The 12622-nt window shown below is 66.0% G+C and carries 9 protein-coding genes and 1 pseudogene; 2 read left to right on the top strand and 8 right to left on the bottom strand.

Annotated features, from left to right (window positions below; all coding sequences use genetic code 11):
• Positions 1 to 124: 124 nt before the first annotated feature.
• Complete coding sequence (locus tag OCW50_RS10895) at positions 125 to 808, bottom strand: RraA family protein (protein WP_262297521.1); 684 nt, start codon at positions 806 to 808, stop codon at positions 125 to 127.
• Positions 809 to 857: 49 nt separating this feature from the next.
• Positions 858 to 1850, bottom strand: a complete 993-nt coding sequence (locus tag OCW50_RS10890; protein WP_262297520.1) for a hydroxyacid dehydrogenase — start codon at positions 1848 to 1850, stop codon at positions 858 to 860.
• Between the two features lie 191 nt (positions 1851 to 2041).
• Here OCW50_RS10890 and OCW50_RS10885 point away from each other — a divergent pair, with 191 nt between their 5' ends.
• Complete coding sequence (locus OCW50_RS10885; protein ID WP_262297519.1) at positions 2042 to 2923, top strand: LysR family transcriptional regulator; 882 nt, start codon at positions 2042 to 2044, stop codon at positions 2921 to 2923.
• Positions 2924 to 3022: 99 nt separating this feature from the next.
• On the opposite strand, the gene OCW50_RS10880 is transcribed toward OCW50_RS10885, so the two are convergent.
• The 3 genes from OCW50_RS10880 to OCW50_RS10870 all read right to left on the bottom strand — a co-directional run bounded on the left by OCW50_RS10880 (position 3023) and on the right by OCW50_RS10870 (position 6475).
• Positions 3023 to 4159, bottom strand: coding sequence for an alpha-hydroxy acid oxidase (locus tag OCW50_RS10880; RefSeq protein WP_262272643.1), 1137 nt, complete (start codon positions 4157 to 4159; stop codon positions 3023 to 3025).
• A gap of 234 nt (positions 4160 to 4393) precedes the next feature.
• Positions 4394 to 5626, bottom strand: coding sequence for an MFS transporter (locus OCW50_RS10875; RefSeq protein WP_262272638.1), 1233 nt, complete (start codon positions 5624 to 5626; stop codon positions 4394 to 4396).
• Between the two features lie 78 nt (positions 5627 to 5704).
• Positions 5705 to 6475 (bottom strand): IclR family transcriptional regulator, encoded by a 771-nt coding sequence (locus OCW50_RS10870; protein ID WP_262297518.1) that lies wholly within the window; start codon positions 6473 to 6475, stop codon positions 5705 to 5707.
• 632 nt (positions 6476 to 7107) lie between these two features.
• Here OCW50_RS10870 and OCW50_RS10865 point away from each other — a divergent pair.
• Positions 7108 to 8442: an adenylate/guanylate cyclase domain-containing protein gene (locus OCW50_RS10865; protein WP_262297517.1), complete on the top strand. Its 1335-nt coding sequence runs from the start codon at positions 7108 to 7110 to the stop codon at positions 8440 to 8442.
• A gap of 341 nt (positions 8443 to 8783) precedes the next feature.
• On the opposite strand, the gene glpD is transcribed toward OCW50_RS10865, so the two are convergent.
• From glpD to OCW50_RS10850, 3 genes and pseudogenes are all read right to left on the bottom strand, one after another.
• The gene (gene glpD / locus OCW50_RS10860; protein ID WP_262297516.1) at positions 8784 to 10289 is read right to left on the bottom strand and encodes a glycerol-3-phosphate dehydrogenase; all 1506 of its coding nucleotides are present in this window, start codon (positions 10287 to 10289) and stop codon (positions 8784 to 8786) included.
• A 418-nt stretch (positions 10290 to 10707) separates the two neighbouring features.
• Positions 10708 to 12198 (bottom strand): glycerol kinase GlpK, encoded by a 1491-nt coding sequence (gene glpK, locus OCW50_RS10855; RefSeq protein WP_262297515.1) that lies wholly within the window; start codon positions 12196 to 12198, stop codon positions 10708 to 10710.
• 33 nt (positions 12199 to 12231) lie between these two features.
• A pseudogene (locus OCW50_RS10850) lies at positions 12232 to 12622 on the bottom strand (aldehyde dehydrogenase family protein); the annotation flags it as partial.

The following is a 12622-nucleotide window of genomic DNA, read 5'->3' as shown; positions in this document are numbered from 1 at the left end:
GGAGGATTGGGTTTCGCTCGGCACCGGCCTGTCAGGCGGGCGCCAAGCCTGCTCTTATCGGTTTTGCTTGGCACCGGCTCATGAGCCGGTGCCAAGCCTGCTCTTACTGGCCACGATGCCGGGGTCAGGCCTTTGACGGCAATTCGCAGCCCATCTTGGCGAGCGTTTCGTTGAACCAGGTCGGCTTGTGCGTGCCTGCCTTGATGGCGTCCATCTGCTTGTTCTCGGCGGCGTACTTGGCGACAGTCTTCTCGTAGACGTCCGCCACGTCGTCGATCGGCACGACCACCACGCCGTCGGAATCCCCGAGGACCAGGTCGCCGGGCATGATGACCATTCCGCCGATGGCGATCGGGCCGTTCACCTCGCCGGGACCGTTCTTGTAGGGCCCGCGATGGGTCACTCCGACGGCGAATGTCGGAACGTTCATTTCCACAAAGGCATCCGCGTCGCGGATGGCGCCGTTGAGGACGAAGCCGACGATGCCGCGCCTGCGCGCATAGTCGAGCATCATCTCGCCCATGAGGGCATGGGTCACGTCCCCGCCGGCATCCATGACGATGACGTCACCCTGCTCGGCCATGTCCATCGCCTTGTGCAGCATCAGGTTGTCCCCGGGCGGAGCCTTGACGGTCAGGGCCCGGCCGGCGAGCTTGCCCTCGCGGTGCATCGGGCGGAGCTGCGCGCCGGCGGCGTACATGCGGTACATGCTGTCGCTGACATTCGCGACGGGCAGCTCCTTGAACTTCTCGACCCATTCCTGGCCGACGGCGCGCTCCCGGTTCCGAACCCTCAATCCTATGCTCAACGTCTTCTCCTCATGGTTTTCGGTACTGGATGTCGAATGCGAAAGTCGCTCAGGTCGATGCCTTCGCGAGGGCGCGGTAGTTCACGATCCTCTCCCGACCCGGATCCCGGCCCTGGATGACGGCTAGGATGCCCTCGACCGCGTCGACTCCGACCCGGACGTTGGCCTGCTTTGTCACGCCGCCGACATGCGGGGTCACGACGATCTGCTGCCGTCCCCAGAAGGGATGATCAGGAGCGGGAGGTTCGGTTGCGAACGTGTCGAGGCCGGCGCCCGCGATGTGGCCGCTGTCGATGGCCCTGACCAGGGCGTCCTCGTCGATCAGTCCGCCGCGGGCCGTGTTGACCACGTAGGACCCAGGCTTCATCAGGCCGATCGCATGGTCGTCGAGGAGGTTGCGCGTCTCAGGCGTCAGGGGACAGTGCAGGCTGACGATGTCGGACGCGGCGAGAAGGTCCTCGACGGCAGCGTCCCGGGTGACGCCGGCATCGGCGAAGGTCGCGTCATCGGCGAAGGGGTCGAAGGCGCGGACATGGATTCCGAGAGCCTTCGCAGAGACGGCCGTGTGCCTTGCGATGGCCCCGAAGCCGACCAGGCCCATGGTCAGACCCGCGACCTCCACGCCCGAGAACCCGGCCTTTTCCCAACGGCCGGCGCGCAGACCGCTGTCGAGCGGTACGATGCGCTTGACGGTGGCCAGCATGAGCGTCATCGCATGCTCGGCGACGGAACGGGCGTTCGCGCCGGCTGCGACGACAACAGGGATGTCACGACGGGTCGCGGCATCGACGTCGATGTTGTCCACCCCGACACCGTGCTTGGAAAGGACGCGCAGCGATGGCGCGGCGTCAATGGCGGAAGCCCCGAAGCGTCCCATCCGGACCACGACCCCGACCGGGTCGACCTCGGCGACGATCCGGACCAGGTCCTCCTCGCTCGTATAGGGAGGGACATAAGCGACGCTGTAGCCGTTGTCGGCGATGAGCTTGACGGCTTGCTCGTTGATGGCGGGGCCAGTGACCAGGATATTGCGGCTGTCCATGCGTACCTCGATCGGAACGAGCGAGGACGCGGTGCGAGGTATCGCACCTTGGATCACATCCTCCCATGTCCCGAAGCTTTTCTGCTCGGTGTTTCGTTGGCGTCGATTCGTAACATAAGGATTTCTTGAAAAAAGCGAATAATTCTGGCAAACATGAACAGATTTTCTTAATAAGCGCCGGCCAAGGTTCGATGGACATCCGCCAACTGAAGACATTCATCGCGATTGCCGAGCACGGAACCTTTGCCAAGGCGGCGGATGCCGTCGGGCTGACGCCCTCCGCGGTCAGCCAACAGATCCAGGCCCTGGAGATCGAGGTCCAGGCCGAGCTGTTCGACCGCTCGACCCGGCCGATGACGCTCAACAGTCACGGGCTTCAGATGCTCGAGGCCGCGCGCAACCTCGTCCGGTCCGCCGATGACGTGATCGACGCCATATCCGGAAAGGCGATCACGGGCACCTTCACGATCGGCTCCATCCGGTCCAGTGTCCTGTCCTTGTTGCCCCGGGCGATCGTCGCGCTGAAGGCGGATTATCCCGATCTCAAGATCAAGCTTCATGTCGCCAACAGCGACGGACTCCTGAACGATGTCGTATCGGGAAGGCTCGATTCGGCGATGGTGGCCGAGCACTCCGGGGTTCCCTCGGCGCTGAGATGGAGTCCCTTCATCAACGAGCCCTTGTTCGCGATCGCACCGCCCGGCACGCCGCAAATGTCGGCAACGGAAATGCTCTCGACCCTCCCCTATGTGAGGTTCAACAGCAGGTTCCGTCTGACTCAACTGATCGATACCGAACTGGCAAGGAGCGGCATCGTGACGAACCTGATCGCGGAAACCGACACCATGACGGCTGTCGTCGCATGCGTGGTCAACGGCCTTGGTGCATCCGTCGCCCCTTACAGCGCCCTGAAGGAGGCGATTGGCGAGGTCGTGTCAGCTCCGTTCGGGAATCCGCAGGTCTATCGTCAGATCGGGTTGATCGAGCGCCGCACGAGCACGCGAACGATCGTGATCGACCGGCTGCACCAGCATCTGGTGAGCTTCAGCGGCGAGTACGGGGTGGCGCGCTGAGACACGCCTTCCACAGCCGATCCCGCACCCGTCGAGGTCCACCACATCTTTGGGCGATGCTGTCGCGTGTTTCCGTCGTGCCGGCCATCCGAGGCTCTCTCAGGTCCCGGACCCATCGACGCCCCTGATCCTGAGAAGCCGCTCCGGACCCAGTTCACCGAGCGAGTTGATGCCGAGAAGGCCCATGTTCCGGTTGATCTCGGTCGAGAGGATGGTGATGGCATGGCTGACGCCCGTCTCGCCTCCGATGGCGGCCGCATAAACGAAGGGACGGCCCACGAAGACGAATGCCGCGCCGAGAGCGATGGCTTTCAGCACATCGGAGCCTCGACGGATACCGCCGTCCATCATGACGGGCATTGTCGCTCCCACGGCATCCGCAATGGCCGGCAGGACGCGCAGGGGTGAGACTGCCCCATCGAGCTGCCGGCCGCCATGGTTCGACACGACGATGCCGTCGACGCCGCTGTCCCGGGCGATGCGGGCATCGTCCTTGGACATGATGCCCTTGACGACCAGGCGTCCCTTCCACCGCTCGCGGATCAGTTCCAGATGACGCCAGTTCAGGTGATCCTTCGCTCCGAAGTCCCGCATCACGCTTTTCGCCAGGATCGGCGCTCCGCGTGTCGCGTAGGAATTCTCGAAATGGGGCATGCCGTGCTTCAGCAAAGTCCGCAGGAACGTGTTCAGCGTCCAGTTCGGCCGCATCATGCCGTCCCAGGCGAGGCGAAGGCTGGGCCGAAGGGGCGTGGAGAAGCCGCTCCGGACATTGTTCTCCCGATTGGCCAGGACCGCCGTGTCGACGGTCAGCACGAGCGTCCCGAAGCCGGCCCGTTCCACCCGCTCCAGCAATCCGAGGATCCGGTCCGGTTCACCCGGCAGATAGGCCTGGAACCAGGCCGCAGGATTCGCCTTGGCGACCTCCTCCAGGCGGATCAGGGAGGATCCGCTCATCACCATCGGGATGTCGGCCTGCCCGGCTGCCCGCGCCAGGACCAGATCGCCGCGATAGGCCGACAGGGCGCTGATTCCCATCGGGGCGATCCCGAACGGGGCCGCGTATGTCCTGCCGAGCAGTTCGACGGCCTGAGTGCGCCTCGATACATCGACGAGCACCCGCGGGACGAAGCCGAACTCCTCGAAGGCCGATCGGTTGTCGCGGAGGGAGGCGTTGGTCTCGGCAGCCCCTGACACGTAGCCGAAGATCGGCCGCGGCAGGTGGCGGCGCGCCGCCATCTCGAAGTCGTCGAATGCCAGGACCCGGCGGAGGCGCCGCGGCAGAGCAGCAGGCGGTGTCTGCACGATCCCCTTGACCGGCGTCGATTCCAGATCCGTCGTGGAGCGCTCCATGCCGCGCGGCGTGTCAGGACTGCTCATGAGACTCTTCTCTCCGGTTACCAATGAATAAGCCGTGCGCCTTGCCGCTGTGACCCGTCGCGTAGTCCGTGCACCGACTGTCCCGGATCACGTTCACAGACCGAGGCTCTCGAGGATCAGCTTGCGCCGGGAATAGACGATCCCGCTGAAGGCGAAGGTCACGGCTGCGCCTGCGACCAGGGGACCACGCAGCCCCGTCAGGTCCGACAAGGCTCCGATGACCAAGGCACCAAGGGCCGGCGCCCCCCGAAAGATCATGCTGTGCAGAGCAAGCATCCTGCCCCGCAGGTGATCGGGCACGGCGAGCTGGATCACGGTCTGGCTGGCGATCCCGCTCACGACCATGCCGAAGCCCACAATGAACAGGGCCACGACCCCCAACGGCTCGTGACGGGCGACCGCCGCGACGAACAATGCCGCGCCCATCGCAAGGCCATTCGACAGAGACATTTTGGCCAGGGCCGCAGGATCGGCCTGCCGGCTGAGCCAGAGCGCCCCGACCAGGGCGCCGAGGCCGATCACGGATGTCATGAAGGCGAACTTGCCAGCGTCAGGGCCGAACAGGGCCGCGTAGCTCGGCATGAGCTCGAGAACAGGCCGTATGCAGAGCGAGACGACCGTCAGCGTCAGGAACATGGCGCCGAGGCCAACATGCCCGGCGGCATAGCGCCAACCTTCGACGACTGCCGTGATCAATCCGCCCTTGGCGGGTCGGGTGGTTTCGACGCAAACCAGACGGATCCTGGCAAGCGTCCAGGAGAAGACTGCGAACGTCCCGAAATTGATCGCGAAAGCCAGTGTGAGGCTGCCCTTCGCAATCACGAGGCCCGCGATGGCGGGTCCGACGAAGCGGGCAACGTTGAACGCGACAGAGTTGATCGCGACCGCACTGATCAGGTTCGGGCGCTCGACGAGACTGGGGAGAAGCGCCATCCGGAAGGGTTGGTTGAAGGCCGTGATGATTCCGCCGACCAGGGCGAGCACCAGCACGAGGCCCGGGTTGAGCAGGCCGAGGGCGCTGAGAAGGGTGAGCAGCCCCGCATGCACCATGAGCAAGGCCTGGCTGATCCGCGTGACCCGCAGTCGCTCAGACCGGTCGGCCATGGCGCCCGCCAAGGGGGTCACGAGGACCATCGGAAACAGGTCGGCGAAAGCGACCGCGCCCAGCCATGCCCCTGAGCCCGTCAGTTCCCAGACGAGCCAGCCGAGCGCAACCCGCTGAACCCAGGTTCCGACGAGCGAGAAGACGTTGCCGATGGTGAAAGTGCGATAATTGGCCTCGGACAAGGCCGCGCGTACGCCATGCCATCCCTTTTGCATGGTCATGCGGCCCATGCACGGGGACACGGTGTTTCTGGAATGGTCAGCACGGCTTCCTCTCTTGATGATTGCGGCTGACCGGGTTCAATCAGCGCGGACGCGGGAAGACGTGCCTGGCCTGCGGGTCGAAGCCTGGCCCGCAGGCGTTCCGCCCAGATGTCGTGTCAGTTCCGTGGAGACAGACCTCAGCAACTCGAAATGGTGGGCGACGGCCCTTTCATCGAATCGGCTTGTCGGGCCTGCCACGCCAATGACCCCGGCGACCTGCTGGCCGAAGCTGAATATCGGACAGGCAATGCTGGCCACTTGCGGATCGCGCTCGCCGAACGTGATATGGAACAGGTCACGGCGAATTTGATCGTATGGCTCGCCGGGTTCGCCGGCGAAGGCGAGAAGCACGCGTCCCGGCGCACCTCGGTCGAGGGGCAGCAGATCGCCGGTCCTTGCGTGATGCCCGATCGATTGCGGCGAATCCACACGAAAGAGGCAGACCCGCATATCGCCTTCGCGAACGTAGAATGCCGCGCTCTCGCCGGTCTCCTGAGCGAGCCGCCGCAAGGCCGGCTGGACGTAATCCTCGATCCGGAAGCTTGCCTGGTACAGGGTTCCGAGCCGGGCGAGCTTCGGTCCGAGCCGGAAGGTCGCATCGTCGTTGCGCACCAGGTAGCCGGCCCGGACCAGCGACTTCGTGAAGCGCAGAACGGTCGGTTTCGACAGGCCGACGCGACGGGCGAGCTCCGCCAGGCTCAGGAACCGGTCATCGGCCGTGAACGCGTCGAGCACGGCCAAGGCCCGCTCCACGGCGATGACCCCACCTTCTTCCCGCGCTTCGATGTCCAAGGCCTGTCTTGCCACGATCGTTTCACTCTGCGTAACGACATTTCCTACCATGAAATACTGCGGAAACGCGCTTCTGTCAAAGCGCACCGTCGAGCGAGACAATTTCTGAGGCACGTCACCTCGGCCATGCGGAACGCCTTGCCCGCATGAAGCGGGATCACCGGGACGAGCCCGGTCATGATGTGGAGAAGGTGGCAAAGGTCGGTGACAACACCCTCCCGGTCATGGCACCCTCCGCTCTTCCTGCCACCCTCCCCACGTCATGGCCGGCCTTGTGCCGGCCATCCCGATTGTTTGAGGCGCGGCGCCCTACGGAAGCGGGATCACCGGGAAGAGCCCGGTGATGACGTGGAGGGTGTGGGAGGCGGTGACAACACCCGCCCACACGACCCTCACCCGGGATGAGCGTCGCTCCGAGGCCGAGTTGCCCTGCCGATAAGTCCGATGCTCAACTCCCGAAGTGGCGCACCGTTCGACACGAAAAACCGGGTCCACTTTCTCGTAGGGTGCGCTAAAGCTTTCGGCATCAACAGAGCGAGTCGATGTTTGACTTGGCAACCCGGAGCGTCGGCTTCGTATCCAGGGCCTTGGAGGGGCTCCGATCGCTTCGGTCCCTCCGGACCTCGCAGGTTCACCTTCAGGCGAACATGCGACGGGCGGAGCTCGAAGGCCTCCAGTTCGCCTTCTACGCGCGGCTGACCGCGATCATCGTGGTTTCGGTCTGGCTGATCTGGCTCGTGCCGTGGCCACGGGATCTCTATTACGGAGCCTACGCGTTCGGGTTCTTCCTCCTGGGCTACATCCCCTACCGCCTGCGTCGCCATCGCCACGGCGAGGCGATCAAGCTCGGCTTCATCGTCCTCGACGTGGCCCTGGTGACGGCCGCCATCCTGGTCCCTCCGCCCGCCGGCCTCGGCGGCGATTGGCCCATCCAGACCCGTCTGCGCGGGCAGGAATTTCTTTACGTTCTCCTTCTCCTCGGCGAGGCCGCCCTCACCTACTCCCCGAGGCGGGTGCTGTGGACGGGCGTGTCGATCATCGTGATCTGGTCGGTCGGGGTCTTCACGGTCTACTCCCTGCCGGACACGCTGCGGTTCAACGATGCCGCCGCGGAGGGCGCGCTGACGTCGGCCGCCGTCCTGGACCTCTCCTTCAAGCCCGCCTTTGTCAGCCTGACCGCATGGTACACCCAGCTCGTGGCAACCTCCCTGTTCACCCTGCTCCTGACGCTGACCGTCTGGCGCAGCCGCCGGACCTTGCTGAACCAGGTCGAGGCCGAGGTCGTGCGCGCGGATCTCGCGCGCTATGTCTCTCCGGACGTGGCCGAGGCCCTCTCCAGCCGCGGCGCGACCGCGTTCGGAGAGCCGGCGACACGGATTGTCGCCATCCTGTTCGCGGACATCGTCGGCTTCACCAAGCTCACCGAAACCCTCTCGCCCGAGCGCACGTTCGCCCTGCTGCGGAGCTTCCAGGAGCGGAGCAGCGCCGTGGTGTTCAGGCATGGCGGCACCCTCGACAAATATCTCGGCGACGGCTTCATGGCGACCTTCGGGTCCATCGGCCTGCAACCGGACGCGCCGGCCCGCGCGCTCGCATGCGCGTTCGAACTTCAGGAGGAGATCGAGCGCTGGAGCCGAAAACGGTCCGGCCGCGGCGCCGATCCGCTGCGTGTCTCGGTCGGAGTCCATTGCGGACCGGTGACTGTCGGCAATCTCGGTGGCCGGGAGCGCATCGAGTTCACCGTCGTGGGCGACGTGGTGAACGTGGCGAGCAGGCTCGAGGAGGCGACGCGCGAGATCGGGGGCTCGCTCATCGCGTCGGAGGATTGCATCCGCGCCGCGGCGGATCCGGCATGGCGCGCGAGGTTCCGGTCCTCCCGCCACGTCCAGCTCCGCGGCAGGCAGCAAGGCCTTCTCGTCCACATCGCCAGCTCGTCCCCATCGCCAGGTGAGACGGACCGGCCGGCGCGGAAGTCCGACTAATCGCCCGAGCATACGGACCCCGACCCTCTCCCCGTCATCACCCGCTCACACCACCCTCTCACGTCATCACCGGCCTTGTGCCGGTGATCCCGCTTCTGAGAGGCGCTTCACCTTATCGGGATGGCCGGCACAGGGCCGGCCATGACGTTGGGAGGGTGTTGTCACCGGCCCTTTCCACCTTCTCCACGTCATCACCGGGCTTGTCCCGGTGATCCCGGTCCGGTGAGGCTCGGCGCCCTAGAAGATCGGGATGGCCGGGACAGGCCCGGCCATGACATGGGGAGGGACGTGGGAGGGACGCGGGAGGGGTCGCGCCACAGCGATGGTCTCCCTCCCCGTCATCACCGAGCTCGCCCCGGACCGCTCCGGGCGCTCATATGGGCGGCGATCTCGGCCCTCGCGTCGGCGCCGATCCTGAGACCCAGCTTGGAGCGGCGCCACAGGACGTCGTCCACGTCCCGCGCCCATTCCTGGTCCATCAGGTAATCGACCTCGTTCCCGCCGAGATCGGCGGCGAAGATCCTGCCCAGGTTTCCCGCCGGCTCTAGGATGTGCCGCGCGCGAGTCCCGTAGTTGCGGGCGAGCCGGCGGATCGTGCCCTCGGCCACGGAGGGCGCCTCCGTCTTGAGGCGGGACACGAGTTCCTCAAAACCGAGGACGGGGAAATCGCCCCCGGGCAGGGTCGCCCCCGCCGTCCAGGCGGGCCCGCGGGCGCCGAGCGTCTCTTCGATGGTCTCCAGGACGGACTCGGCCAGGCGCCGATAGGTGGTGATCTTGCCGCCGAAGATGTTGACGATCGCGCCTTCGCGGCCGGTTCCGTCGACCTTGATCACGTAGTCCCGGGTGGCTTCCTGAGCCTTCGATGCGCCGTCATCGTACAGGGGCCGGACGCCGGAATAGGTCCAGACCACGTCGTCCGGGGTGACGCCGCGCTCGAAATACTCCGATGCGGCCTCGCACAGATAGGCGATTTCCTCGTCGGAAATCCGGACCTCGTCCGGACTGCCGGAAAAGTCCCGGTCGGTCGTGCCGATCAGGGTGAAATCGCCCTCGTAGGGAATGGCGAAGATGATCCGGTTGTCCTTGTTCTGGAAGATGTAGCACCTGTCGTGATCGAACAGCTTCCGGACCACGATATGGCTGCCCTGGACGAGACGGACATGGCGCTCGTTCGAGCCGGTCGATTGGCGAAGGACCTGATCGACCCAGGGCCCGGCGGCGTTCACCACGAGCCTCGCCGTCACCTCGCGGGTCCGGCCCGTTTCCTGATCGGTGAGTTCGACCCGGAACCCGGCATCGCCGCGTTCGAGCCGGGTGACCTTCGTGCGCGTCAGGATCTCGGCGCCCCGGTCGGCCGCATCCCGCGCGTTGAGGGCCACGAGCCGGGCATCCTGCACCCAGGCGTCGGAATATTCGAAGGCCTTGCTGTAGCCTTTGCGCAGAGGTTTCCCGGCCGGGTCGCGCGCGAGATCGAGCGTGGTGGTTTTCGGAAGCCGCTTGCGCCCGCCGATGTGGTCGTACAGGAACAGGCCGAGCCGCAGGAGCCAGGCCGGCCTGAGACCGCCGTGATGGGGCAGGACGAAGCGGAGCGGCCAGATGATGTGAGGCGCCATGGACCAGAGCACCTCGCGCTCCATCAGGGATTCCCTGACCAGGCGGAACTCGTAGTGCTCGAGATAGCGCAGCCCGCCGTGGATCAGCTTGGTGGAGGCCGACGACGTCCCGCTGGCCAGATCCCGCATTTCCGCCAGCAGGACGCTGTAGCCGCGCCCGACCGCGTCACGGGCGATTCCGCAGCCGTTGATGCCCCCGCCGATCACCACGATGTCGAACTCTGAACGAGACATTGCCAACTCCTCCGGGGCGATGCCGACGGCACCGGCCCTGCCCCCCTCCACGTCATCACCGGGCTCGTCCCGGTGATCTCGATACTGTGAAGCGCCGCGCTCTTCCGATCGGGATGGCCGGGACAGGCCCGGCCATGACGTGGGGCGGGTGGCAGTGCCGGCCCTGCCCCCACTCCCCGTCATCACCGGGCTTGTCCCGGTGATCTCGATACTGTGAAGCGCCGCGCCTCACCGGATCGGGATGGCCGGGACAAGCCCGGCCATGACGAGGGAGCGTTTCTATCCTGGCCGGGAGTGGCGCGGGCCTGGAGCATCTTTTCACGCAAAACCGGTTCCCACTTTTGCGCACGATGCTTTGAGCTTTTGTTGTGAAGCATCTTTTCACGCAAAACCGGTTCCCACTTTTGCGTCCAATGCTTCAGCCCTGCCAGATCGTCCGCTGCACGGCGCGGCGCCAGCCGGAAAGCGCCCGCTCGCGCTCGCCGTCGGCCATGGCCGGCGCGAAGCGACGATCGGCGCGCCAGCTCGCCGCGAATCCGTCGCTGCCCGGCCAGACTCCCGCGCCGCATCCGGCCAGCCAGGCGGCGCCCAGAGCGGTCGTCTCGAGAATGACCGGCCGGTCGACGGGAGCGTTCAGAATGTCGGCGAGGCGCTGCATCGTCCATTCGCTCGCCACCATGCCGCCGTCGACGCGCAGAACCGTATCGGCCGCGGCCGACCAGTCCTGACGCATGGCGTCCAGGAGGTCCCGCGTCTGGAAGCACACGGATTCGAGCGCCGCCCGGGCGATCTCGTTCGGGCCCGTGTTGCGCGTGAGGCCGTAGAGCGCTCCGCGCGCATCGGGCTGCCACCACGGGGCGCCGAGGCCCGTGAAGGCCGGAACGAGATAGACCTCCTGCTGCGGATCGGCCTGGGCGGCGAAGGATCCGGACTGGTCCGCGCGCTGGAGAATGCCGAGCCCGTCCCGCAGCCATTGCACGGCCGCTCCGGCGATGAAGATCGAGCCTTCGAGCGCATAGGTGGTCCGGCCCTCGATGCGGTAGGCGATGGTGCTCAGAAGGCGGTTCTTGGAAGGCACGCGCTCGTGCCCCGTGTTGAGGAGCGCGAAGCAGCCCGTCCCATAGGTCGACTTCATCATCCCGGGCCTGAAGCAGGCCTGTCCCACGATGGCGGCCTGCTGGTCGCCGGCCACGCCCCTGACCGGGATGGCGACGCCGAAGAGACCCGGATCCGTGCTGCCGAACTCGTCGATGCTGTCCCTGATCTCGGGCAGGATGGATCGCGGGATGCGGAACAGGCGCAGCAGGTCCTCGTCCCATTCGCCGGTGTCGATGTTGCACAGCATGGTCCGCGACGCATTGGTCGCATCGGTGACGTGCCGCCGGCCGCCGGTGAGATGCCAGAGCAGCCACGTGTCGACGGTGCCGAAGGCGAGCGCGCCGCGCTCGGCCTTGGTCCGGGCGCCTTCGACATTGTCCAGGAGCCATTCGATCTTCGTGGCGGAGAAATACGGGTCGGCGAGCAGTCCGGTCCGATCGGTGATCATCCTCTCGGACCCGTCGGCCTTCAGCGCGGCGCAGCGATCCGCCGTGCGTCGATCCTGCCAGACGATGGCGTTGTGGACCGGGCGCCCCGTCGCGCGGTCCCAGAGGATCGCGGTCTCGCGCTGGTTGGTGATGCCGATGGCCGCGATGTCGGAGGCGGCCAGTCCCGCATCGGCGAGGGCGGACCGCATGGTTTCCAGGATCGTGTCCCAGAGATCCCGGGGATCGTGCTCGACCCAGCCGGGTTTCGGGTAGATCTGGGGGAACTCGCGCTGCGCCAGCCCGCGGATCCTGTAGGTGCCGTCAAACACGATGGCGCGGGACGATGTGGTGCCTTGGTCGAGAGCCAGCACGAAGTCGGCCATGCGTTCCTCCTCTCACGATGGGGTTCAAGGATCTCACAATCCTGCGAGGGCGACGTACTTGATTTCGAGGAAGCCCTCGATGCCGTACTTGGAGCCCTCGCGCCCCAGCCCCGACTGCTTGACCCCGCCAAACGGCGCCATCTCGTTGGCCAGCGCCGGCGTGTTCACCCCCACCAGCCATCTCGTTGGCCAGCGCCGGCGTGTTCACCCCCACCATGCCGCTCTCCAGCGCCTCCGCCACCCGCCACACCCGCGCCAGGTCACGGGCATAAAAATACGACGCCAGCCCGAACTCCGAGTCGTTGGCCATCGCGATCACCTCCGCCTCGTCCTGGAACGCGATGATCGGCGCCAGCGGCGCGAACGTCTCCTCCTTCGTCACCTTCATGCCTTGCCGCACCCCGGTCATCACCGTCGGCTCGAA

Source organism: Microvirga sesbaniae, from assembly GCF_025460805.1.
GTDB lineage: Bacteria > Pseudomonadota > Alphaproteobacteria > Rhizobiales > Beijerinckiaceae > Microvirga > Microvirga sesbaniae.
This window is presented reverse-complemented; position numbering and strand designations above follow the sequence as displayed.

What these genes read in the sequence shown, in the direction of transcription:
- OCW50_RS10890 (WP_262297520.1), bottom strand. Translation starts at nt 1,850, where the DNA reads ATGGACAGCCGCAATATCCTGGTCACTGGCCCCGCCATCAACGAGCAA.
- OCW50_RS10885 (WP_262297519.1), top strand. Translation starts at nt 2,042, where the DNA reads ATGGACATCCGCCAACTGAAGACATTCATCGCGATTGCCGAGCACGGA.
- OCW50_RS10880 (WP_262272643.1), bottom strand. Translation starts at nt 4,159, where the DNA reads ATGGCGGCGCGCCGCCACCTGCCGCGGCCGATCTTCGGCTACGTGTCA.
- OCW50_RS10875 (WP_262272638.1), bottom strand. Translation starts at nt 5,626, where the DNA reads ATGACCATGCAAAAGGGATGGCATGGCGTACGCGCGGCCTTGTCCGAG.
- OCW50_RS10865 (WP_262297517.1), top strand. Translation starts at nt 7,108, where the DNA reads ATGCGACGGGCGGAGCTCGAAGGCCTCCAGTTCGCCTTCTACGCGCGG.
- glpD (WP_262297516.1), bottom strand. Translation starts at nt 10,289, where the DNA reads ATGTCTCGTTCAGAGTTCGACATCGTGGTGATCGGCGGGGGCATCAAC.
- glpK (WP_262297515.1), bottom strand. Translation starts at nt 12,198, where the DNA reads ATGGCCGACTTCGTGCTGGCTCTCGACCAAGGCACCACATCGTCCCGC.